Here is a 21,590-nt window from a genome sequence, read left to right as displayed (position 1 = left end):
CGCGCCTCCGACAGCTCACTGATAGGACTGGCTCAGCCGACTCGACTGCGCAAACATCGCTCTAAGCAGACTTCTTCCTTGAGACGTACATCGTAATCTCCGCGAAGACATACACCTGGCCGTCGGCATCGAGGACGTCAACCGGGACGACCACGTCCATCGGCTCTTCGCCGAACTCAGGAATCGCGTCAAGTCGTGCGATCGAGGTGACACCAGTGGTGGACCTGGACTTGTACTCAACGGTCATGCCCGTCGGAATCCAGCGATGTGTGGGCGGAACCATCGCATCGATCATCATGCCGGCCGCGATCTCAGCCATATTGCATGAAGCGATTGCATGATAGGTGCCGAGGTGGTTGTGCACGCCGCGACGATTCGGGGCACTCACGCGACACAAGCCAGGACGCAGCTCGTGGATCAGAGGGTGAACCGTACGGAAGTAGGGAACCTTGAAACACACAGCCTGAGTGAAGAGCCAGTTGCCGAATGGCACTTTCTGCAGTTTCTGCCAGATCCTCAGGTTCGCTGCGGGCGCGACGGACCCCATGGACTCGGTGCTGCTGGTGGCCTCTGCATCAAGTGCGGTCTGCGTGTTCATCGAACGTCCTTTCAGTGACATGGAAGCGTGGACCTCAGTCTAGTGACATCGAGCACATATGTGGGCTCCCATTCCTCACTGCGATGAAGATCGACCGCTGGCCGGGCCTCACCAAGTCGCCTTCATCTAAGGATATGGACTGCAATGACAAGGGCGCTGCACGTCAGCCGCACAATCGACAACCACGTTGGGTTCATGTCGATCATCATCCTGGCTCGGCGCGTCGGAGCGGGCAGGCCGGTCAGGCGGGAAGAGGGGCTGAGAATAGGATTACTTAACATAATGTATATTATCGGCTTTACCCACATATCTGCGCCGAGGAGCCCCACAGCACGCCCATCCGAGTCACCGAACTCGCATCCAACAGATCAATGCGTCGGACATCAACCAGGCACCAATGGCAACGGCCGCGGATAGCACGTATGCCATCCGCGGCCGCCATTGTGCTGATTGTGCTGAACGCACGTCAGGGCTGAGCATGTGTCGACTCAGCTGTCGAATCAGCTGCCGCCGAGTCCGACCTTTCCGTCATCCTTGGACCCGCCATCGTCCTTGGATCCGCCGCCGTCATCTGCGGCTCCGCTGGCCTTCGTCAGCCCGGCCTCTGCACCGCAGACCGGCCATGCACCGGGGCCCTGCTCCTTGAGAGTCTTCTGAGCAACGTCGATCTGCTCAGCCTTGCTGGCCTTGTGAGGCATGCCCTCACCGCCGAACGCGTTCCAGGTCTGCTCCGAGAACTGCAGGCCACCGTAGTAGCCATTACCGCTGTTGATGTGCCAGTCACCGCCGGACTCGCACTCGGCGACCTTGTCCCAGACGCCGCCCGAGGACTGAGCCCCTGTGGAGGCCTGGGCTGGGCCGCTCATTCCCGTCAGTCCGGCGGCGGCAACCGCGCCGGCTCCTGCAACGAGGGCGACCTTGCGGAGGCTTGTGCTGTAGAGGTTCACTGTGTCATCTCCGTAATACGATTGCATTTCGGTTTTGTAACCCGGTCGTTACCGAGCCGTTATACACCGTAACGGATCTGACGTAAGGAGTGAACTGAAATCCACTCCTCAGCCCTCAGAATCGACGCACAGAAGCCACAACGCGAACTGAACGCGCTGCGCCTATGGTCGACTCCACTGACTGCGTTCGACTCCCCCGTTGTCAGGCTCATACACCTGAGACATAGGCCGCCAGGTGCTGTGCGGTCAATGTCGCGTTCGGCTTTGCAACAGAGGCGACGAGCTGTTCCGGAGTGCCTTCGAATACAACTCGACCACCGTCGTGACCAGCACCGGGACCCAGATCGATGATCCAATCGGAGTGGGCCATGACAGCCTGATGGTGTTCGATGACGATGACCGTCTTGCCGGCATCCGCGAGACGATCCAGCATGTCCAGCAGGTTCTCCACATCGGCAAGATGCAGGCCTGTCGTCGGTTCGTCGAGGATGATGACAGGTGCAGCGTCCGCAGCTTTGGCCGATAGATGCGCAGCCAATTTGAGGCGCTGCCGCTCGCCACCGGAGAGGGTCGTCAACGGCTGTCCCAGGCTGACATACCCGAGACCCACCTCGGCGAGGTGCCCGATGATCTTGCTGACAGCAGGGATTCGTGACTCCCCTGCTGCAAAGTAGTCGATCGCCGCAGTCACCGGCAGATCGAGCACCTCACGAATGTTCTTGCCGGCCAGGGTGTAGTCGAGGACTTCTGCCTGGAATCCCTTGCCCTCACACACATCACAGGGAGCCGACATACCCGCCATCATTCCGAGGTCGGAATAGATGATTCCGGCACCGTTGCAGACCGGACAGGCCCCTTCCGAGTTGGCACTGAACAGAGCGGGCTTGACGCCGTTGACCTTGGCGAAGGCCTTGCGGATCGGCTCGAGCATGCCAGTGTAGGTGGCCGGGTTGCTGCGACGCGAGCCCTTGATCGCCGCCTGGTCGATCATGATCACGCCGTCCCGGCGACGCAGTGATCCTGCAATGAGAGTGCTCTTGCCGGAACCAGCCACCCCCGTGATGGCCGTGATCACACCCAGCGGCACATCGACATCGACGTCGCGCAGGTTATGGGTCTTCGCTCCCCTGATCTCGAGATACCCGGTGGGTTCGCGAGTTGTCTTCTTCACCCGGGAGCGATCGTTCAGGTGCCTGCCGGTGAGCGTGCCGCTGGCTGTGAGCTGATCGAGGCTGCCGATGAAGCAGATCTCTCCGCCGGCCGTTCCTGCCCCTGGTCCGAGATCGACGATGTGATCGGCGATTCTGATGGTCTCGGGCTTGTGTTCGACGACGAGGACGGTGTTGCCCTTGTCGCGCAATGCGATGAGCAGCCCGTTCATCGCGGCGATGTCATGAGGGTGCAGTCCGATCGTTGGTTCGTCGAAGATATAGGTGACATCCGTCAGCGAGGATCCGAGGTGACGCACAAGCTTGATCCGCTGAGCCTCTCCCCCGGACAGCGAACCAGCCGAACGGTCAAGGGAGAGGTAACCGAGTCCGATGTCGACGAAGGCCTGCACATCTGCCGTCAGCGACCTCACAAGAGGCCCCACTCCCCCGTCATCGATCTGTGCCAGCCAGTCGATGAGGTCAGAGATCTGCAGAGCGCACACTTCGGCGATGGAGAGTCCAGCCAGCGAAGATCCCCGAGCCGCAGCGTTCAGCCTCGTGCCGGCGCACTCGGGACACTGCGTGTATACGACTGCCCGGTCGACGAACTCCCGCACATGCTTCTGCATCGCGTCGCGGTCCTTGGACAGAAACGAACGCCTGATCCGCGGGATGAGACCGTCGAAGGTCATGTTCGTGCCGTTGATGACGATCTTCTCGCCCTCGGCATAGAGAAGATAGTGCCGTTCGTCCTCTGAATAGTCAGCGATCGCCTTGTCTGGGTCGAAATAGCCCGACTCGGAGTAGAACCGCACAGTCCACCCACCGGGTTTGTATCCCGGTATCGTGATCGCGCCCTCGTTGAGAGATTTGGACTCGTCGACCACCTCGGCGATGTCGATGTCTGTGGCTGTGCCCATTCCTTCGCAGTGCGGGCACATGCCGCCGTTGACGGTGAAGGTCCGTCGCTCGACCTGCTTGTCGGTGCCTTTGTCGATCGTCACGGCGCCCTTGCCGCTGATCGAGGCCACGTTGAACGAGTAGGCATTGGTCGACCCGAGATTCGGTTGAGCCAACCTGGAGAACAGCGTTCTCAGCTTCGCATTGATGTCGCTGACCGTGCCCACGGTCGAGCGCGGATTGGCTCCGATGCGTTCCTGATCGACGATGATGGCGGTGGTCAGGCCGTCCAGCACATCCACTTCGGGTCGTGCCATCGCGGGCATGAACCCCTGGACGAAGGCACTGTAGGTCTCGTTGATCAGGCGCTGGGATTCGGCGGCGATCGTCGAGAAGACCAGAGACGATTTGCCGGACCCGGAGACACCGGTGAATACGGTGAGTCGTCGTTTGGGAATGTCGACGGAGATGTCCTTGAGATTGTTCTCACGGGCACCCTGGGCGCGAATCAGCTCATGGTTGTCGGCTTGATGCGGCATACCGGTCAGCCGCGCTGCTGGACGCGGATCATGTTGCCGGCCGGGTCACGCAGTGCGAAATCCCGCAGACCGTAGGGCTGGTCCATCGGCTCCTGCACGATGTCTGCTCCCCTGGCTTCCACCTCGGCGAAGGCTTCATCGACGTTCGTGCTGGCCAACACGATGGCCGCATAGCTGCCCTTGGCCATGAGGGACTCAATGACCTCGCGTTCGGCGTCGCTGATGGTCGGGTCGGTGATCGCGGGAGTGAGCACGATCGAGGTGTCAGGCTGGCCTTCGGGGCCCACTGTCAGCCACCGCATCTGTCCGGATCCGACATCGAGGCGGACTTCGAAACCCAGAACGTCGCGGTAGAAGGTCAACGATGCCTCGGCATCGGTGTGGGGCAGGAAACTGGCGTTGATCGAGATATTCATGATCGCCATCCTAGTTCGGGTCGCCGGGCGGCACTTCTCGATTCCTGACGGGTCGAAGAACATTCTTGACGATGAACGTGGGCAAGTTGTGTTCACCTTGGGCGACGCCGGCACGATATCGAGACGGTGAGAGCCCTACGAGTTCGCTGAACCGAGTGCTGAAAGTGCCCAACGACGAGAATCCGATCGCAAAGCAGATATCCGTGATCGACAGGTCACCGCGACGGATCAGCGCCATGGACCGTTCGATCCGACGCGTCATGAGATACGAATAGGGCGATTCACCGTACGCGGCTCTGAACTGGCGGCTGAGGTGGCCGGCTGACATATGCACCCCGGATGCAAGCTCCTCAACATTGAGGGGACGGTCGAACTCTCTGTCGATGCGGTCACGCACGCGTCGCAGCAGGACCAGCTGGTGCACAGGCACATGGTCATTGCTGAACGTGCTCATCCCTCGTGGACTCCCTGGGTCAGGGTCTCACCACGGAAATAGCCGGGATGCCTGCGGGATTGGATGATCATGATGACCACGCCCAGGAGCAGGACTCCGATGCCCAGCACGAAGACCAGTCCGATGCCGAAGACCGAGGACCCTGAGCCGTAGTCGGGGTCGAGGGAGTCGATCGCGGTGGTCACGAAGATCACCAGCAGGGTCACTCCCCCGACCAGTGGGAAGAGGAACCTGAAGAAGAAGTTCTTTGCCCCCGCGAACAGCGACCGGCGGAAGTACCAGATGCAGGCCAGACCGGTCACACCGTAGTAGAAGCAGACCATGAGGCCCAGTGCCGTGATCGTGTCCCACAAGGCGTTTTCCGACAGCAGCCGCATGACGACGTAGAAGATGATCGCGGCCGCCGCCGAGGTGACAGTGGCCACCGATGGTGACTTGTACCTGGGTGAGATGTTGCCGTACTTCTTCGGCAGAGCACCGTAGTGGCCCATGGCCAGGATCGTGCGTGAGGGTGAGACCATCGTCGACTGCAGCGAGGCTAAGGAACTCGAGAGGACGGCGATCGAGATGAGGACCGCGAAGGGACCCATCACTGGTCCGGCGATGGCTGCGAAGATGGATTCCTGATTCTCCGGATTCCCTGCACCCAACCCGTCTGTGCCGACCCCGGCGAAGGAGATGACGGCGACGGTGCAGGCGAGGTAGATGATGACGATGGCCACAATCGTGAGCATTGCTGCGCGACCGGGAGTCTTCTGTGGGTCCTTCGCCTCTTCGTTCATGGTGATGACGGTGTCCCAGCCCCAGAAGAGGAAGATCGACAGGGACACTGCCGCCGCGACGGTCGAGAAGTCGCCGGCCTCGGCGGGGTTGAACCAGCCGAGTTCGACCGGTGTCGCGTCGAAGGCGGTGCCGTTGGACACGTGGACGAATGCCGCAATGACGAACCAGCCGAGGGCAAGGACTTGGAAGGCCACCAGCCAGACCTGAATCTTCTGGGTTGCTTCGACGCCCCGGTAGGAGATCCATGCGGCACCCGCAGTCAGGAGGATGGTGACGGGAATGTTGATCCACAGCACTCGGGTGAGATCGGCGATCCCGGGGTCGGAGAAGATCTGAGCCAGCAGCAGGAACAGGAAGTCCACGGCCACTGCGGCCAAATTCGAGAGTACGAGGACCGTGGCCGAGACCAGCCCCCACCCTCCCATCCAGCCCAACCACGGTCCGAAGGCACGTGTCGCCCAGGTGAAGGTGGTGCCGGAATCGGGCATGGCGGTGTTGAGCTCGCGGTAGCCGAAGACGACGAGCAGCATCGGAACGAAGCCGATCAGCAGAATCGCCGGGGTGTGGACTCCGACCTGCGAAATCGTTGGCCCAAGACCCGAGGTCAGAGTGTAGGCAGGGGCAATGCAGGAGATGCCGATGACGGCACCGCCGATGGCGCCGACCTTGCCCACGGACAGCCCCTTGGAGCTCAGGCCCGAGCCGGAGCCGACGGACGGGCTTCCGGGCGGGCTGGGAGTTGGAGTTGCCGAGGTCATCAGCTCAACCTTTCAGGGGTGATGTCAGGTGCTCAGGGTCTTATCGGCAGTGTCCTGCCCGATTCTGACCGCGCCGTCGACGTGCTGGTAGCCGTGTGCTGCGATGTCCGAACTCGCGAAATGGATGGGACCGACTGGATCGTTCTGGAACCGTCCCCACCGGTGCAGTCCCCCGAGGTCGTAGCTCGTGGCATAGGCTCCTCGAGTCCACTCCTCGGCCCCGAAGTCAGACAGGTAGAACACCTCGGGTTCCAGGGCCTGCGGGCCCAGGAAGTCAGCCAGTGATTCGAGGATGCGCTGCTTGCGCGTGTCCTCGTCGAGGGCGAACATGGCATCGGCATTGACATCGGAGATGAATCCGACGAGCGTCCCTGCTCTTCACCGTGGTTGGTGTTGTCATAGACCTCCTGCACCAGCTGCCCGGCTCCGAAACCGGTTCCGCACAGACCATCTTCTCGCCAGAACGGTGTCTGATAAGTGGCGTGGACCTTGATCACCAGACCCATCGACTGGTGCTGGTGGAAGACCTGCTGGAGTCGGGGCAGATGCGGGGTGTAACTGATGCGCGAGTACAGGTTCGGTGGGACGGCCACAATGGCGCGAGCGGCCGAGACGCTCATCGCATCGGTGCCGACTCTCACGGAGTCTTCGGTCCACTCGATCGTCCGGACGGGGCTGTCCAGGTGGACGACGCCCTCGCCGAGTTCGGCTGCTATCTGCTCGGATACCGACTGCATTCCTCCCACGACACGTCGGTCGAGAATGAAATGGTCATCAACGAGATGAGTGAACGACCCCGCCGAGGCGGCCATGAGGACCGCCTGCAGTGCGGAGAATGCCGTGGCGGGCTTGGTCAGCATTCCCCCTGCGATGAACATGCCGATGTTCGCGCACGCGGTCTCATCGTCGGATTGATTTCGGAGCCAATGGTGGAAGGACACCGAATCGAGTTCGGCCGCGTCTTCGGCGTCCCACGGGGCGGTGGGTCCGATGCGGGCGGCGAGCTCGTCCAACTTCGCGATCAGACGTTCCATCTCTGCTTGGGTCGACTCCCCCACCGGGAACATATCGCCGCTGTAGACGGTGCGTGTGCCATCGGGTGCGATATAGACGCTGTCGCCCTCCCGGTAGCGCTGGTAGGTTTCCTTGCCGAGCTCAGCGACGAGTTGAAGCAGCGCCGTCTGGTCCGGTGAGATCCACTGGCCACCGATTTCGTACATCTGCCCGTCGATGTGATCGGTCCAGGTTCGCCCGCCGACCCTGTCTCTTGCTTCGAGGACGACAACGTCTTTGCCTCTCGCCTGCAACGTTCTGGCCGCGCTCAGGCCGGTCGGACCGGCTCCGACGATGACCACATCGCATGTTCGATCCGACATTCCGCTCTCCTTCGAAAGTTCCGCTTATGTGCTCACAGTAACCAGGGAACAACACCCTGCCAAGGCGGGTTCAGGATTGCCTGCGGCGATGCGAAATCGGTTTCAGCGGAAGTCACGCGCGTCCGCGCCCGAGTCAGCCTCCTTCGCTGTCATGAACGTCCAAGAATCCGGCCGGGAACCATCGATATCGTCGATGTCATAGAGATCGCCCAATTCGCAGCTGTTGAGGGTTCTCGTATTGAAGCGGTGTCGGTCGGGGTCGGATGCCAGTGCCACGAGCGTCCGTCCTAGGAAGTGCGGAGTCTCCGATATTGCGAAATCTGCAGGCGGGAGCTCACGCGTTGGGTCAAGGGAATCCTCCAGCCAGCTCTGCTCGCTCGTGTCGAAGAGGTCGAGCATCATCTCCGACCTCAGCCAGCCGGGAGTGATCGCTACGGCTGTGCACACAGATTCCGCCAGTTCGTGGCCGAGCCCGAATGCCAGTCGGCTGACGCCGGTCTTCGTCAGATCGAGATAGATGCTCTCCCGGTAGTGCGAAGCGTTGAACTCGTACGTTCCATCGGTGATCTCGATGTGCAGACCTCCGGGTCTGCGAGTGAGCAGTGGCAAGGCGGCGTGGGCCGTGTTCAGGTGCGTCATCAGTCCTGCATTCACCAGCCGCATTCCGGATTCGAAGTCGGTGCCCCAGAATTTCTCGCCCCAGGAGACGTAAGCCTCTCCCCCGATGTCGTTGACCAGAATGTCGAGTCGTTCGTGCTGCTCCTCGATCCTCCGGATCACCTCGTCGATCATTGACGGTTGCAGGTGATCGCAGACGACAGCCTCGGCGTGACCGCCCTCTGCGCGGATGAGTTCGGCAGTGCCCTCGATGGTCTCGTCCCGGCCGTAGTCGGAGGGCCGCGTCGAGGTTGACCGTCCTGTGCAGTACACGAAGGCATCGGCTCGGGCGAGATCCCGTGCGATGGCGCGTCCGGCACCGCGCGTTGCGCCAGCGACAAGAGCGACTTTGCCGGACAGTGAATGGTGGGCGAAGGGAGCGAACCCGGGTGCTGCCGATCCGTTGTAAGAAGTCATGGTGCCACCTTCTCCTGCAATCACTGACACGCTATGTCAGTGACCATGGCTATTCTTGGTGAGCATGAAGGCAGCACGGCTGGTGTCGGAGATCGTCATCCTCAGCGCGCGGAAAGTGCCCATCACTGCTGCGAGTCTGGCGACTCGCCTCGAGGTCACGCAGCGCACTGTCTATCGCGATCTCGGTGATCTATCTCGTATGGGAGTCCCCGTGGTCACGGAGTCGGGCCCGGGCGGTGGCATCAGTCTGCTCGGACCCTGGACCTCTCCCCTGTCGGGGATGACCCGTGATGAGCTTGATTCCGTGCTCATCGGAGGTTTCGCTGCGGCTGACCTCGGGTACTCCGGGGAGCTGGCGACCGCACGGGAGAAGATCCTGTCCGAGACGGATTCCGTTCTCTCCTCGAAGGTGCTCGTTGACGGGCCCGATTGGTTCATGACACACGAGCGCCCAGAGGAGCTTGCGGTGATCGTGGCGGCACTGCGTTCGCACCGCGGCCTGCGATTCGACTATGCAAACGGTGCAGTTCCTCTGGCTCGCACCGTCATACCTCTGGGGCTCGTCGTCAAGGCAGGGCGGTGGTATCTGGCCGCGCAGCCCCCTGGTGGCAGGCCACGGACCTACCGGGTCTCGCGCATTGCCGAGGTCGGATTGCGCTACGTCTCAGTTTCGCGACCGCCGGACTTCCACCTCGGCGACTACTGGACGCGATCTCAGATCGAATTCGACCGATCGATCCGATCTGCGACGGTGAGGCTGCGGGTGCCCAGCGACAGCCTCGGCGAGCTGCGGCGTGCGGTTCCCGGTCGCATCACGGACGAGGCGATCGAGGCCGCCGCGATGGCAGATGGAGTCTCCTCAGCCGAAGGAGCAATTGTCGTCGACCTGCCGATGGAGCCAGTGGATGTCGCTGTATCGCAGCTGATCACCATTCGCGGGGTCGAGGTGATATCACCTCTGGAATTCCGTACGGCGCTGTGCGAGCAAGCACGTCGCACAGCTGTATGCAACGGCCCCTGAGGAGTCAGAACGACGTTTACTGAACCTCGTACTTGCCGTTGATCTGCCCGGCTCCGACTCCGCCGACCGCTTCCATGGCCGCTTTGGACAGGTCGATGCAGCGACTGCCGTGATAGGGGCCACGGTCATTGATGCGCACCGTCACGGATTTTCCGTTGGCTGTGTTGGTGATCTTCACCTGCGAGCCGAACGGCAGTGTCTTATGCGCTGCGGTCAGCTTGTTGGTATCGAACGGCTCGCCGCTGGCTGTCTTTCGACCATCGAATCCGTCGCCTCCGCCGTAGTACGACATTGGGCAGGTACCGGACTGACCTGCGGAGTCGCCGGACTTGGACGGATCGTCGTTGGCATCGGGCGTCGGCTCCTTCGAGTCTGAGCCGCCGGTGGAGGCATCCTCGCTCGTCGAATCCTTGCTTGCCGAGTCCTTGGTTTCGGCGTCCTTGGTTGCGGACTCTGTCGGGCTCGGTGTCTCGATCTTGGTCTCAAGAGAGATCTTGCCCGGCTTCTCTTTGGCCTGCTTCTTCGCTTTGGCCAGGGACTCGTCGGGTGATTGTGTCGCTTCGGCCGCTGCGACGACCGGGGCTTCAGCAACGACCTGCTGGCCACCGACCGTGCTGTCGGGGACCATCGCCAAACTGGAGGCGACGACTGCGGCGGTCGCCACAGTCGGAACGATGAATGCGGAGAGGACCGGGCGTGAACGCACCGATGCCAGTACTCCCCCTGCGGTGTTGCCAGTGCTATCGGCCTGTTGCGGCGAATGCCTTCCGGGCTTCTTTTTAGGTTCCTTGAGCGCAGAGAAGAGCGAGCCCGTCGGTGTCGAACGGGGCGAAGAGTGTTTTCCCACAGTGAGTCCTCGTAGTCATTGGCCGGTGTTTCGGCAACCGGGAGACTCAATGATCGAGTGCACCTCAACACTGGCTCCAAGTTATCGGATCGTTACCTGAAGACAGTGTAATTAAGAAACTGTTACAAAAGCAATGCGGCACGCTCCACGAGCGTGCCGCATTGATGGATATCAGGTCACTTCGACTTGCGCGTCACCAGTCTGCGCATGCCATCGGCGCCGGTGGTCACTGTTTCCTGTGCTTTGTCGAACGCACGTTCGACCTTCCCGCTGCGCACGGCGTCATCGATCGCATGGGAGACATTGCCCAGCGCCTTCTTCACGTTCGCCTCGGTCGTTCCAATGAGGCGGGAACCCGACGTCGCCTCGCGAGCGTTCCTCACGCTGCTGCTGGCCGCACCGTAGGCTCTGGTGGCGGCCGAACGCGCCTTCTCGGTCGGTGTCCTCTTGGTGGAATCGATGACGTAATCGGGTTCGATCGGATCTTGTGTTCGGCTCATGCCTCCATAGTTGTCGACCCCGACTCCAAGGTCAACAGCAACATAGGATTGGACCATGAATTCTCAGGCAGAGATCATCGCCCACAGAGGCGGGCAGTGGCCCGGTATGAGTGAGAACACTCTTGAGGCATTCACCGCCGCCCATCGGGCAGGTGTGCGGTGGATGGAGACCGACGTCCATGCCTCGGCCGACGGCATCCTGTTCGCAGCCCATGATGCCGACCTGGGCCGCATTGCCGATCGCCCGCACCGCATCGGCGATCTCACCGCCGCCGAACTCGACTCCGTCGAACTCCTGGCCGGAGGTCATCTTCCCCGACTGTCTGCTCTCCTCGAGTCGATTCCGGAGGCGGCGTGGAACATCGATGTCAAGGCTGCCGTCAGCATTGCGCCGATGGTTCGCTTCGTCCGCAGCCTCAACGCCGAAGGGAGGATCCGGCTTGCTTCGTTCTCGTCGTCGACCCTACGCAGTCTGCGAGAGGCCCTGCCCGGGGTCCGATCCTCGGCCGGAGTCTTGGAGTCCGCGCTGTTTGCGGCGGGAGGACTGCCCGGCGTGGCCGAGTCCGGGCCCTGCCCCCTGCCGGTCGGCCTCGACTCGCTGCAGGTGCCGATGTCGTTCAAGGGCGTACCCGTCATCACGGAGAATTTCGTGTCTCGGGCCCACCAGTCGGGTCTGCAGGTCCATGTATGGACCATCAACGACCCTGCTTCGATGCGCGTGCTCCTCGACCTCGACGTCGATGGGATCGTCACCGACGATGTTCCGGCGGGGCTGCGCGAGCTCGCGGTTCGGACCTGAGTGCTGGGAATAGGCGCAGACGGTAGACTGTTCTTTCGTATGAGACGTCTGCAGTCGAGTCGGAAGGTGAGAGAGATATGAGCGAACGCAGTCTCCGCGGTACACAGTTGGGCTCACGCAGCCTGGAAACGGAAGAGGGCGTCGAACCAGCGCCTCGCCAGATGGTCGAATTCGAGTGCGAAGACGGAACCAGGTTCAAGGTTCCCTTCTCGATCGAGGCCGAAGTTCCCTCCACCTGGGATTCGGGCATCCACGGCGTCGGCACCCGTGTCGGCGTGAACGAGCCCGATGGTGAGCCGGGTAAGCACGTGCGCTCCCACTGGGACATGCTGCTCGAGCGCCGTTCTTTTGACGAACTTCAGGTTCTGCTCGATGAGCGACTTGCTGTGCGCCGCGGTGAGGTGCCTGCGCAGGCCTGAGGGTCTCTGCACTGAATCGCACGAGCACACCTGAGCAGGAAGGGCGGGGTGCAGGTCATCGGACCTGCACCCCGCCCTTCCTGACTGCCCGGAGCCGACTCAGCGCCCTCAAGAAGTCGACCTGCGAGCAGTGAGTCGCTCGATGAAGCCTCGAGCCTGTTGTCTGCGGCGGGTCAGCCCCCAACCGGCCACCTTGGTGAATGCCTCGGAGATGATCGATCCGCTCATCTTCGATTCGCCCAGTTCGCGTTCGACGAAGACGATGGGAACCTCAGCCACGCGGAATCCGGCCTCGACCGTGCGGTAGGTCATGTCGATCTGGAAGCAGTACCCCTGGGACTGCACTCCGGAGAGATCGAGACTCTGCAGCACCTCTCGCGAATATGCACGGAACCCTGCTGTCGCGTCCTTGACCCCGAGACCCATGACCGCATTGACGTAGATGTTGGCTCCGCGGGAGAGGAAGAAGCGGGAGCGTGGCCAGTCGACGATCGCCCCTCCCCGAACCCACCTCGAGCCGATGACGAGGTCGGCATGTCCCGCCTGGGCCACTGCCAGCAGCTGTCCGAGGTCCAGAGGGCGATGAGATCCGTCGGCGTCGAACTCGCAGATGATGTCGTAATCGCGCTCCAGCGCCCATTCGAATCCGGCAATGTAGGCCATCCCCAGACCGGACTTCTCACTGCGGTGCAGAACATGCAGACGGGGATCGGCGCGTGCCTGCTCATCGACCCAGTCACCGGTGCCGTCGGGTGAGCCGTCATCGACGACGAGAACGTCGACGTCGGGCTGATTCTCGAACAGACCGGCCAGTGTCACAGGAAGAGCGAGCCGTTCGTTGTAGGTCGGAATGACGACCAGAGTCTTAGAAACCACGGCCACAACGATACGCCGCGCTGGGCGGAAAATATGAGCCGACACTCTCGCCTTCGGACCACGTCAGGAAACGAGTTATCTAATGACGAGAGCGCCGGCTCCATCCCAGCTGCCGTGGAATGTCAACAACGAATCTAGTGGCTGTCGTGATCTTTGCAAAATCCCTCTGACCTGGGATTATGTTCAAATCTCCAGGTCAGACGCAAGGCAGGATGATAAAAATACTTCGCGTATCGGCGTGTCGTCTTGAATCTTGTGAACAGGGTCGACCGTCATCGCGTCGACGGGTTCTATGCATCGTCGCGGAGTGCGATGCGAGTCGGCAGCACGACGTCGGGTGAGAGTTCCGGCAGTCCGGGTGTGCCCGAACGCGGATCGGTGCTCCACGCGGCAACGCGTGCATCTGCGACCTGAACGACGAGTCGTTCGACCTGCCAGCGCACGAAGTCAGCGTCGGCTCCGGGGGCGAGGACTCCACCGTCCGGGTTGCCAGCGGCACGGTGAGCGAACCGGGTGGCTGCGTTGAACGCTGCGCGTGCTCCGATTCCGTTCTCGCTGACAACGGCCGAACGCACAGTGGCCCACGGTGAGCCCTGTGAGTCCGTCCACGACACCTGGGCACCTGCCGAGAGCAGCTGCGCCAAAGGCTGCGGCTGCGCGGGGTCGAGGGTGATCGCGATGCCGGAGTAGCCCAGCGGCGTGATGAAGTCCTCATTGACGCTGAAGTTCAGCAGCAGACGGTATCCGTTGCGCTGTGCCAGTGCGGCATGGTCGCGCACACGGTCCAGGACCTCGCCAAGGCGCTGGTTCGACTCGACCTGGATGTACAGGTCCGTCTCCGGCAACGTATCGAGGCGGAGGAAGTCGGCTGCGGCGATACTCGCTCTGTCCGTGGTCGGGTCCGCCGCTGGAGCGATCTCGGCGCTGATCTCGGGATACGCGACGACCCTCAGAGTCCTGGGCGCGCGTTCGCTGAAATCCCGCACGGCCTCAGCCGACCCGAGGACGTGCACATGGGTGAAACCGGACTCGACGAGCTGGTCACCGTCGGGAGCGCCCTCGCGCAGAGTCAGCCCCGCGTGAACGAAACCGGGGGTGAGGAAGTCCCCGTCGAGGTTGATCGCGTCGGGCTCCGATGCAAGCGCTGCCTCATCGGAGCCGATGAACGAGACCTTCCCGTCCTTCGTGCCCAAGGCGGTCGCAAAGGGGTCGACACTGCTGTATACATCTCCACCAAAGTACATAGTCACAGCCGATAGGCTACACCTCTGTGTCCGCGTCTTTGCACTCGAGTCAGGGGTGTCGGGTATCGTCAGCGAGTGTGAAGCCCTTGGTCCTGATCGATACGCCCGCCCTGTACTACCGTGCCTTCTACTCGGTCCCCGATTCGATCGTCAACGACGAAGGCCAGCCGGTCAACGCCGTGCGCGGCGTCCTCGATGCGGTCGCCCAGATGATTCGCCGATTCGACTCCCCCCGAGTCGTGGCGACCATGGACGCGGATTGGCGGCCCGCCTTCCGAACCGCGATCATGCCCGAATACAAGGCGGCCCGAGTCAAAGATGCCGAAGCAGGCACCGAGATCCCACCCGAGCTTGCTGTGCAGCTGCCGATCATGACTCGCGTTCTTCAGTCCGCAGGAATCCCCATCGCCGAGGTGGACGGGACCGAAGCCGATGACGTGATCGCGACCATGGCCGCCCAGTCGCGCACCCCTGTGGTCATCGTCTCCCCCGATCGTGATCTGCTCGCACTCATCGATGAGGCCGCAGACGTCAGTGTGCTTCGCCCGCGTAAGGGCGGAGAGTGGGAGGCCATCAGCCAGGCAGATCTGCCCGAGGCCTATGGTGTGCCCGATGGAACCCGATACCGTGAACTCGCCGCGATGCGCGGCGATCCCTCGGACGGTCTGCCTGGCGCACCGGGGATCGGAGAGAAGACCGCCGCGACGCTGCTCTCGAACTTCGGTTCCCTCGCATCGGTCATCAAGGCCGCGAAGGCCGGTGTGAAGACCGGTGGTCTCAGCCCCAAACGAGCGGCCACGCTGATCGAAGAGGAAGACACGCTCTACAAGACCGTCGAGGTCATGCGGTGCCTGACCGATGTCGCTCATGGGCTCGATCTCGAATCCGTACCCGGCGAGCTCGATCGCGCTGCGGTGGAGACGGCAGCCCGTGACCAGAATATCCGCCGTTCGGTCGACAACCTCATCGCCGCCCTCGGCAGCGCCGATACAGACTCCGGCACAAGCACGATCGCTCCGATTCAGGCGCCTGCTGCACAGCCCGCGGCCGCGTCGGTTCCGAACTTATCCACCGCTGATTCCTGGTCGCAGTCGCGGCTGGTCGGTTTCGATCTCGAGACCACCGGTGTCGACCCGTCGACTGCCAGGATCGTGACTGCTGCATTCGTCGAATCCGTCGACAACTCACGCACCTGGCTGGCCGACCCCGGCGTCGAAATTCCCGAACCGGCACGAGCCGTTCATGGGATCACCACCGAATTCGCCCAAGCCAACGGCGCTCCGGTGGCAGAGGTGGTCGCCGAGCTCTGCGCGGTCTTGTCGGATCTCAGATCAGAAGGCGCCGTCGTCGTCGGCCACAACATCGTCTATGACCTCAGCGTCATGGCGGCCGAGGTCAAACGCCATCAGCCCCATATCGATTTCGCGGCACTGCTGCCGACGATCGTCGATACATTCGTCCTGGACAAGCGCGTCGAGCAGTTCCGTCGTGGCAAACGGACTCTCACGGAGACGGCCAAACGATGGAACGTCACCCTCCTCGATGCCCACGATGCCGCAGCGGATGCCCTTGCCGCCCTGGACATTTCCCGAGCATTGGCCGAGAGCTCGGAGGAAATCGCGAATCTCACTCGGGCCGATATCATGGCCGCCCAGGGCGACTGGAAACGCGCACAGGCGGCTGACCTGCAGTCTTGGCTGCGCAGAAAGGGCAACGCCGAGGCCGTCGTCGATGGCTCCTGGCCCATGGCCTGAACGATAGAATCAATTGCGACCATCACTCGACGAAGGACGATAATGGGTTTCTTTTCACGACTGCTCAACCGACCCGGCGCACAGGCCGACAAAGCCACGGGATGGTTCGATAAGGCCGCTGACGATATGGCGGCCGCGAGTCGTGAGTACGCGAAGATGGATGACAGCGAACTGACAGAGGCCGCTGCCGACATCTTCACCTCAGGCTCCGCGCAGGACAACCTCATTCGCTATTGTGCGCTGGCTCGTGAGGCTGCCGAACGGTCTCTCGACGAACGCGCCTATGACACGCAGATCAAGGGCCTGGTGGGACTGCTGCAGGCGAATATCGTGCAGATGGCCACCGGTGAGGGCAAGACGCTCGTCGGCGCTCTCGCTGCAGCCGGTTACGCTCTGCAGGGTCGTCGAGTCCACGTAGTCAGCGTCAACGACTATCTCGCTGTTCGCGACCGGACCTGGATGAAGCCGCTCTTCGAACTCCTCGGTGTTAAGTCAGCATCGATCTCCGGTACTCAGAGCGAATCCGAGCGACGCGAAAGCTATGGTGCTGAGGTTCTCTATGCTTCCGTGACAGAGGTCGGCTTCGACGTGCTGCGTGACCGTTTCGTCACCGATGACGACCAGATTCGCGTCCCGGATCGTGATGTCGTCATCGTCGACGAAGCTGACTCCGTGCTCATCGACGAAGCTCGTGTCCCCCTCGTCCTCGCCGGATCGGCCAGCGTCGAAGACGCCAACGCTGCGATCGCGGCACTCGTCGAGAGCCTTGAGCCAGGCGTCGATTACGAGATCAGCCCGGATCATCAGGCAGTCTCGCTCACAGACGAGGGAATCAACCGCGTCGAAGCTGAACTCGGTGTCGAGCTCTTCGGTGAAGACGCGTCCGATCTCGCTGCGGTCAACCTGGCCCTGTATGCGAAGTCCCTGGTCAAGCTTGACGTCGACTATCTTGTCGTCGACGGACGGGTCAAACTCATCTCGGCTTCCCGTGGGCGTGTGGCCGAACTGCAGCGTTGGCCAGACGGACTGCAGGCAGCAGTCGAGGCCAAGGAAGGCGTCGGCACCACTGAAAGCGGTGAGATCCTCGACCAGATGACTGTCGAAGAGCTCATCCACGGCTACGAGACCGTCTGCGGTATGACGGGAACCGCACTGGCTGTCGGCGATGACCTGCGCGAGTTCTACAACCTTGAGATCGTCCCCGTCGACACGCACCTGCCCGTCATCCGCAACGACGAACCTGACAGGCTCTACACGTATCAGGAGTCGAAGGAACGCGCGATCGTCGACGAGGTCGCCGACAACCATGCCAAGGATCGTCCCGTGCTCATCGGCACTTCCTCGGTGGCGGAAAGCGAATCACTGGCGGCTCGGCTGACCGAACGCGGCATCGATGTTGCGGTTCTCAATGCCAAGGACGATTCGCTCGAGGCTGAGGTCATCGCGGCAGCCGGTGCCCCCGGGGCGGTGACGGTGTCGACCCAGATGGCTGGACGCGGCACCGATATCCGCCTAGCCGATGACAGCGTCGCCGATGCCGGCGGACTCTTGGTCATCGGTGCCGGACGCTACCTGTCCTCACGTCTTGATGATCAGCTGCGCGGCCGCGCCGGACGCCAAGGCGATCCGGGAACGTCCGTGTTCTTCACCAGCCTTGAAGATGAGCTGCTGACCCGTGTCCCGGAGATCCAACGTTTCGTCTCCGAAGGAGATGAGACCGGGTGGATCGAGTCGAAGCGGGCGCTGAGCCTCGTCGAACACGCTCAGCGCGTCGCTGAAGGTCAGAACACGGCACTCCACCGCGACACCTGGAAGTTCAACGAGCTCATGGCCAAGCAGCGTGACCTCGTCCTGGCTCGACGCCAAGAGCTGCGTGTCGATGATGAGGCCATCAACGAACTCAAAGGGCGCCTCGGCGATGTGGCGAAGAATCTGGCGGACGAGCATTCGCAGGAGCTCGTCGACGCGACGCTGCGCGAAGTGATGCTGTTCCATCTCGACGCACGCTGGGTCGACCACCTCGCCTTCCTCAACGATCTGCGTGAGGGCATCCATCTGCGCACCTTCGCACGTGAAAAGCCGCATGAGGCGTTCAACACGGAGTCCATCCGCGTCTTCTCCTCGTTCTGGTCCGACGTCATCGAGGATTCAGCGACGACGATCGAAGAGGCAGAGTTCACGGATACCGGGATCGATCTGGAATCGCACGGGCTCAAGCGTCCGTCGTCGACGTGGACCTACCTGACCACGGAGAGCGCGTTCGGCTCCGACATCGAGAACATCGTCAAGAAGGTCAAGCGCTGAGAAGCATCTGGGCCCGTCTTCATTGCTGAAGGCGGGCCCATTTTGCTGAACCAGATCCTCTTGCTGAACCAGATCCCGCTGCTGAGTCCGGAACGATCTGCCGATCAGGAGTCGGCGACGACTCCACGGCGAATGGCTTCGATTGTCCGACGAATACGCACCGCAGTCTCCGGTTCGGCCACCTCCGCAACCTGACCGAGCAAGTCAAGGCTCTGCTTGGCCCACCGGACGAAGTCTCCGGCTGCGATGTCCGTGCCGCGCAGGGAGTCGGCAAGGTTCTTGCCTTCGGTCCAGCGGTACATCGGCTTGAACAGTCCTCTGTCGGGCTCCTGCGTCGTGGACAGGGCGTGCTGCTCCTCAAGTTGGAACAGTTTGCGCCAGATCGTCACTGCTTCATCTCCGTTGACCTTGAGGTCGCGACTCGGGGCACGCTCCGGATGGAGGGTGTCACCGCGCCGGGATTGGAAGACGAAGCACGAGGCGAATGCTGCGAGTTCAGGTTCGACGAGGTTATCCCACAGTCCCGAGCGAATGGTCAGCGCCACCAGCAGGTCGCGCTCCCCGTAGATCCGACGCAGCATATCGGACTGTTCGGGATCGAAGCCCAGCGTGCGCAGCACGTCCTGAACTCGTTCGAACACGAGAGCGATCGACGTCGTTCGGCCTTCGATCCGGGCGATGAGCGAATCGTTCTCCTTGACCAGTTTGGCGGCTCGGTTGGCCCACCTGGCGTGCATCTCGCGGTCCGGGCACTCGTGGCAGGGATGGGCTCGCAGCTGCGCGGTCATCTCCGACACGCTCGAGCTGACACCAGAAGCACCGGCTGGGGATTCCCATCGGGCCTCTGAATCGACCTTGCCGTCGTGTTTGGCATCGTTGAGGATGCCCAACAGCTGCCTCCGGTCCCCCGCCTGCCGGTGATTGAACTTCTTCGGCACACGGACCCGGCCCTGTGCCGCCAGCGGTTCGGTCACCTCGTGGGGGCGCAGGTGCCAGACTTTGCCCTGTTCGGTCAGGACCGTCGGAAGCCGTGAACCTCCGTCGCGGGAACTCATGGGAGCGATGATGACGGCAGTGCCCTCAACTCGCTTCGCGGGCAGGGTGACGACGTCGCCGACCTTGAGTGTACTCAGCGACTCGACGATCTCACGTTGCCGGTTCTTCGACTTGGTGCGAGTCTCCTGCTTCTCGGTATCGCTGATGGCCTGCCGCAGACGCGCATACTCGGCGAAGTCCCCGAGCTCGCACTGCATCGACTTCTCATAGGATCCGATCGTCGCTTCGTTCTTCCGCACCTTCTTCGCCAACCCCACGACGGCCTTGTCGGCCTGGAACTGAGCGAACGAGGTCTCAAGGACCTTCGCTGCCTCCGCCGAACTCATCCGCGACAGCAGGTTCGCCGTCATGTTGTAGGTGGGTCCGAATGCAGAGTTGAGCGCGTAGGAGCGGTTGGAGGCAAGCCCTGCGATCTCATTGACTTCGAAGCTGGGGTGCCAGATGACGACGGAGTGGCCGATCTTGTCGATGCCGCGGCGACCGGCACGTCCGGTCAGCTGGGTGTACTCCCCCGGCGTGATCGAGACGTGGGCCTCACCGTTGAATTTCACGAGCTTCTCGAGGACGACCGTGCGTGCAGGCATGTTGATGCCCAGCGCCAGGGTCTCGGTGGCGAAGACGACCTTGATGATGCCCTGGGAGAAGAGTTCCTCGACGAGCTGTTTGAACTGCGGGATCATCCCCGCGTGGTGGGCGGCGACTCCCAGCAGAAGACCTTCCCTGAAAGAGTGGAATCCGAGGATGCCAAGGTCCTCGCTGGCCAGCTCATCGCGCAGCTTCTCCAGTGCGGCATTGACGATGACCTTCTCTTCACGGGAGTTCAGGTCGAAACCCGAGGCCAGGTACTGTTCCACCGCCTCGTCGCAGGCATTCCGGGAGAAGATGAACATGATCGCCGGCAGCATCCCGGTCTCTGCCAGAGAGGACACGACCTGGGTTCTGCTGGGCCTGCGGAATCGGGCACGGGTGGCTCGTTCGCGCTTCGAGCGGGGCCCACCATGGGTCCGGGTGGCATGGTTGAGGGCGGGATCGATCCGGTCGGAGTCGTGGTGAGTGAACAGATCATACATACGGTGACCGACCAGGACATGGTTGACCAGCGGCACCGGGCGATGAGAGGTGGAGATGACGGTTGTGGGCCCACGCACCTCACGCAGCCAGGCGCCGAACTCCTCGACGTTGGACACGGTCGCCGACAGCGATACCATCTGCACCCGGTCCGGCAGGTGGATGATCACCTCTTCCCACACGGGTCCGCGGAAACGGTCGGCGAGGTAGTGAACCTCGTCGAGGACGACGAACCCGAGGTCGGAGAGTCCCGACAGGTCGTTGTACAGCATATTGCGCAGGACTTCTGTGGTCATGACGATGATCGGCGCATCACGCCGGATCGAGGTGTCACCGGTGAGCAGCCCGACGTTGTCGACACCATGGACTTCCATGAGGTCGTTGAACTTCTGGTTGCTCAGCGCCTTGATCGGGGTGGTGTAGAAGACCCGTTTGCCTTCGTCCCTGGCCAGCTCGACAGCGAATTCCGCAATCAGAGTCTTGCCGGCACCGGTGGGCGCAGTGACGAGGACGTCCTTGCCTTCCTGCAGCTGCGTGCACGCCTCGAGCTGGAAGTCGTCGAGTTCGAAGTCGGTCCTGGCCGCGAACCGCCCCAAGGGGGTCTGCGCCTTCTTCGTCCTGTCTCGATAGTCGGCATAGGCCGCCGCAGGACTCAATGGCTCAGTACCTGCCGAGGGTTCGAGCGGGCTCACGGATTCAGTCATTC

Annotated in this window: 17 protein-coding genes and 1 pseudogene; 5 read left to right on the top strand and 13 right to left on the bottom strand. The window is 62.1% G+C overall.

Annotation, left to right across the window (positions count from 1 at the left end; genetic code table 11):
- Positions 1 to 61: 61 nt before the first annotated feature.
- The 8 genes and pseudogenes from HX613_RS20320 to HX613_RS20285 all read right to left on the bottom strand — a co-directional run bounded on the left by HX613_RS20320 (position 62) and on the right by HX613_RS20285 (position 8,996).
- Positions 62 to 598, bottom strand: a complete 537-nt coding sequence (locus HX613_RS20320) for a hotdog fold domain-containing protein (protein ID WP_235346981.1) — start codon at positions 596 to 598, stop codon at positions 62 to 64.
- A 500-nt stretch (positions 599 to 1,098) separates the two neighbouring features.
- A complete protein-coding gene (locus tag HX613_RS20315) occupies positions 1,099 to 1,545 on the bottom strand; it encodes a transglycosylase family protein (RefSeq protein WP_328285010.1) in 447 nt (148 codons plus the stop codon).
- Positions 1,546 to 1,753: 208 nt separating this feature from the next.
- A complete protein-coding gene (locus HX613_RS20310; RefSeq protein ID WP_235346979.1) occupies positions 1,754 to 4,135 on the bottom strand; it encodes an ATP-binding cassette domain-containing protein in 2,382 nt (793 codons plus the stop codon).
- A gap of 5 nt (positions 4,136 to 4,140) precedes the next feature.
- A complete protein-coding gene (locus tag HX613_RS20305) occupies positions 4,141 to 4,560 on the bottom strand; it encodes a VOC family protein (protein ID WP_235346978.1) in 420 nt (139 codons plus the stop codon).
- Position 4,561: 1 nt separating this feature from the next.
- On the bottom strand, positions 4,562 to 5,005 hold the full coding sequence (locus HX613_RS20300) for a helix-turn-helix transcriptional regulator (protein WP_235346977.1): 444 nt from the start codon (positions 5,003 to 5,005) through the stop codon (positions 4,562 to 4,564).
- Positions 5,002 to 6,546 carry an APC family permease gene (locus tag HX613_RS20295; RefSeq protein ID WP_235346976.1) on the bottom strand — a complete coding sequence of 515 codons (1,545 nt, stop codon included), beginning with the start codon at positions 6,544 to 6,546 and terminating at the stop codon, positions 5,002 to 5,004. Before HX613_RS20295 ends, HX613_RS20300 begins: the two co-directional genes overlap by 4 nt.
- A gap of 24 nt (positions 6,547 to 6,570) precedes the next feature.
- A pseudogene (locus HX613_RS20290) lies at positions 6,571 to 7,922 on the bottom strand (flavin monoamine oxidase family protein).
- Between the two features lie 102 nt (positions 7,923 to 8,024).
- Positions 8,025 to 8,996, bottom strand: coding sequence for an SDR family oxidoreductase (locus HX613_RS20285; RefSeq protein WP_235346975.1), 972 nt, complete (start codon positions 8,994 to 8,996; stop codon positions 8,025 to 8,027).
- Positions 8,997 to 9,060: 64 nt separating this feature from the next.
- Between HX613_RS20285 and HX613_RS20280 the strand changes: the two genes are divergently transcribed.
- Positions 9,061 to 10,017, top strand: a complete 957-nt coding sequence (locus HX613_RS20280; RefSeq protein WP_235346974.1) for a helix-turn-helix transcriptional regulator — start codon at positions 9,061 to 9,063, stop codon at positions 10,015 to 10,017.
- A 16-nt stretch (positions 10,018 to 10,033) separates the two neighbouring features.
- Here the strand turns inward: HX613_RS20280 and HX613_RS20275 are convergent, their stop codons facing one another.
- Both HX613_RS20275 and HX613_RS20270 read right to left on the bottom strand, forming a co-directional pair.
- Positions 10,034 to 10,723, bottom strand: coding sequence for a septal ring lytic transglycosylase RlpA family protein (locus HX613_RS20275; protein WP_235346973.1), 690 nt, complete (start codon positions 10,721 to 10,723; stop codon positions 10,034 to 10,036).
- A gap of 317 nt (positions 10,724 to 11,040) precedes the next feature.
- Positions 11,041 to 11,364 (bottom strand): hypothetical protein, encoded by a 324-nt coding sequence (locus HX613_RS20270; RefSeq protein ID WP_235346972.1) that lies wholly within the window; start codon positions 11,362 to 11,364, stop codon positions 11,041 to 11,043.
- Positions 11,365 to 11,419: 55 nt separating this feature from the next.
- Here HX613_RS20270 and HX613_RS20265 point away from each other — a divergent pair, with 55 nt between their 5' ends.
- On the top strand, positions 11,420 to 12,163 hold the full coding sequence (locus HX613_RS20265; protein ID WP_235346971.1) for a glycerophosphodiester phosphodiesterase family protein: 744 nt from the start codon (positions 11,420 to 11,422) through the stop codon (positions 12,161 to 12,163).
- Positions 12,164 to 12,240: 77 nt separating this feature from the next.
- Entirely contained in the window at positions 12,241 to 12,582 is a 342-nt protein-coding gene (locus tag HX613_RS20260) for an RNA polymerase-binding protein RbpA (RefSeq protein WP_143921669.1), read from the top strand.
- Between the two features lie 108 nt (positions 12,583 to 12,690).
- Here the strand turns inward: HX613_RS20260 and HX613_RS20255 are convergent, their stop codons facing one another.
- Positions 12,691 to 13,464: a polyprenol monophosphomannose synthase gene (locus HX613_RS20255; RefSeq protein WP_235346970.1), complete on the bottom strand. Its 774-nt coding sequence runs from the start codon at positions 13,462 to 13,464 to the stop codon at positions 12,691 to 12,693.
- Positions 13,465 to 13,748: 284 nt separating this feature from the next.
- Positions 13,749 to 14,702 carry a metal-dependent hydrolase gene (locus HX613_RS20250; protein WP_235347185.1) on the bottom strand — a complete coding sequence of 318 codons (954 nt, stop codon included), beginning with the start codon at positions 14,700 to 14,702 and terminating at the stop codon, positions 13,749 to 13,751.
- A 77-nt stretch (positions 14,703 to 14,779) separates the two neighbouring features.
- Between HX613_RS20250 and HX613_RS20245 the strand changes: the two genes are divergently transcribed.
- Both HX613_RS20245 and secA2 read left to right on the top strand, forming a co-directional pair.
- Positions 14,780 to 16,456 (top strand): 5'-3' exonuclease H3TH domain-containing protein, encoded by a 1,677-nt coding sequence (locus HX613_RS20245; RefSeq protein ID WP_235346969.1) that lies wholly within the window; start codon positions 14,780 to 14,782, stop codon positions 16,454 to 16,456.
- A gap of 42 nt (positions 16,457 to 16,498) precedes the next feature.
- Entirely contained in the window at positions 16,499 to 18,760 is a 2,262-nt protein-coding gene (secA2, locus tag HX613_RS20240; RefSeq protein WP_235346968.1) for an accessory Sec system translocase SecA2, read from the top strand.
- Positions 18,761 to 18,864: 104 nt separating this feature from the next.
- Here secA2 and HX613_RS20235 read toward each other — a convergent pair whose 3' ends face one another.
- On the bottom strand, positions 18,865 to 21,588 hold the full coding sequence (locus HX613_RS20235) for a DEAD/DEAH box helicase (protein WP_235346967.1): 2,724 nt from the start codon (positions 21,586 to 21,588) through the stop codon (positions 18,865 to 18,867).
- Positions 21,589 to 21,590 lie beyond the last annotated feature (2 nt).

This window comes from Brevibacterium sp. UCMA 11754, from assembly GCF_021532275.1.
GTDB lineage: Bacteria > Actinomycetota > Actinomycetes > Actinomycetales > Brevibacteriaceae > Brevibacterium.
The sequence above is the reverse complement of the archived record's forward strand: the minus strand, read 5'-3'. Positions and strand labels throughout refer to the sequence as shown.

What these genes read in the sequence shown, in the direction of transcription:
- HX613_RS20320 (WP_235346981.1), bottom strand. Translation starts at nt 598, where the DNA reads ATGAACACGCAGACCGCACTTGATGCAGAGGCCACCAGCAGCACCGAG.
- HX613_RS20310 (WP_235346979.1), bottom strand. Translation starts at nt 4,135, where the DNA reads ATGCCGCATCAAGCCGACAACCATGAGCTGATTCGCGCCCAGGGTGCC.
- HX613_RS20305 (WP_235346978.1), bottom strand. Translation starts at nt 4,560, where the DNA reads ATGGCGATCATGAATATCTCGATCAACGCCAGTTTCCTGCCCCACACC.
- HX613_RS20300 (WP_235346977.1), bottom strand. Translation starts at nt 5,005, where the DNA reads ATGAGCACGTTCAGCAATGACCATGTGCCTGTGCACCAGCTGGTCCTG.
- HX613_RS20295 (WP_235346976.1), bottom strand. Translation starts at nt 6,546, where the DNA reads ATGACCTCGGCAACTCCAACTCCCAGCCCGCCCGGAAGCCCGTCCGTC.
- HX613_RS20285 (WP_235346975.1), bottom strand. Translation starts at nt 8,996, where the DNA reads ATGACTTCTTACAACGGATCGGCAGCACCCGGGTTCGCTCCCTTCGCC.
- HX613_RS20280 (WP_235346974.1), top strand. Translation starts at nt 9,061, where the DNA reads ATGAAGGCAGCACGGCTGGTGTCGGAGATCGTCATCCTCAGCGCGCGG.
- HX613_RS20270 (WP_235346972.1), bottom strand. Translation starts at nt 11,364, where the DNA reads ATGAGCCGAACACAAGATCCGATCGAACCCGATTACGTCATCGATTCC.
- HX613_RS20265 (WP_235346971.1), top strand. Translation starts at nt 11,420, where the DNA reads ATGAATTCTCAGGCAGAGATCATCGCCCACAGAGGCGGGCAGTGGCCC.
- HX613_RS20260 (WP_143921669.1), top strand. Translation starts at nt 12,241, where the DNA reads ATGAGCGAACGCAGTCTCCGCGGTACACAGTTGGGCTCACGCAGCCTG.
- HX613_RS20250 (WP_235347185.1), bottom strand. Translation starts at nt 14,702, where the DNA reads ATGTACTTTGGTGGAGATGTATACAGCAGTGTCGACCCCTTTGCGACC.
- secA2 (WP_235346968.1), top strand. Translation starts at nt 16,499, where the DNA reads ATGGGTTTCTTTTCACGACTGCTCAACCGACCCGGCGCACAGGCCGAC.
- HX613_RS20235 (WP_235346967.1), bottom strand. Translation starts at nt 21,588, where the DNA reads ATGACTGAATCCGTGAGCCCGCTCGAACCCTCGGCAGGTACTGAGCCA.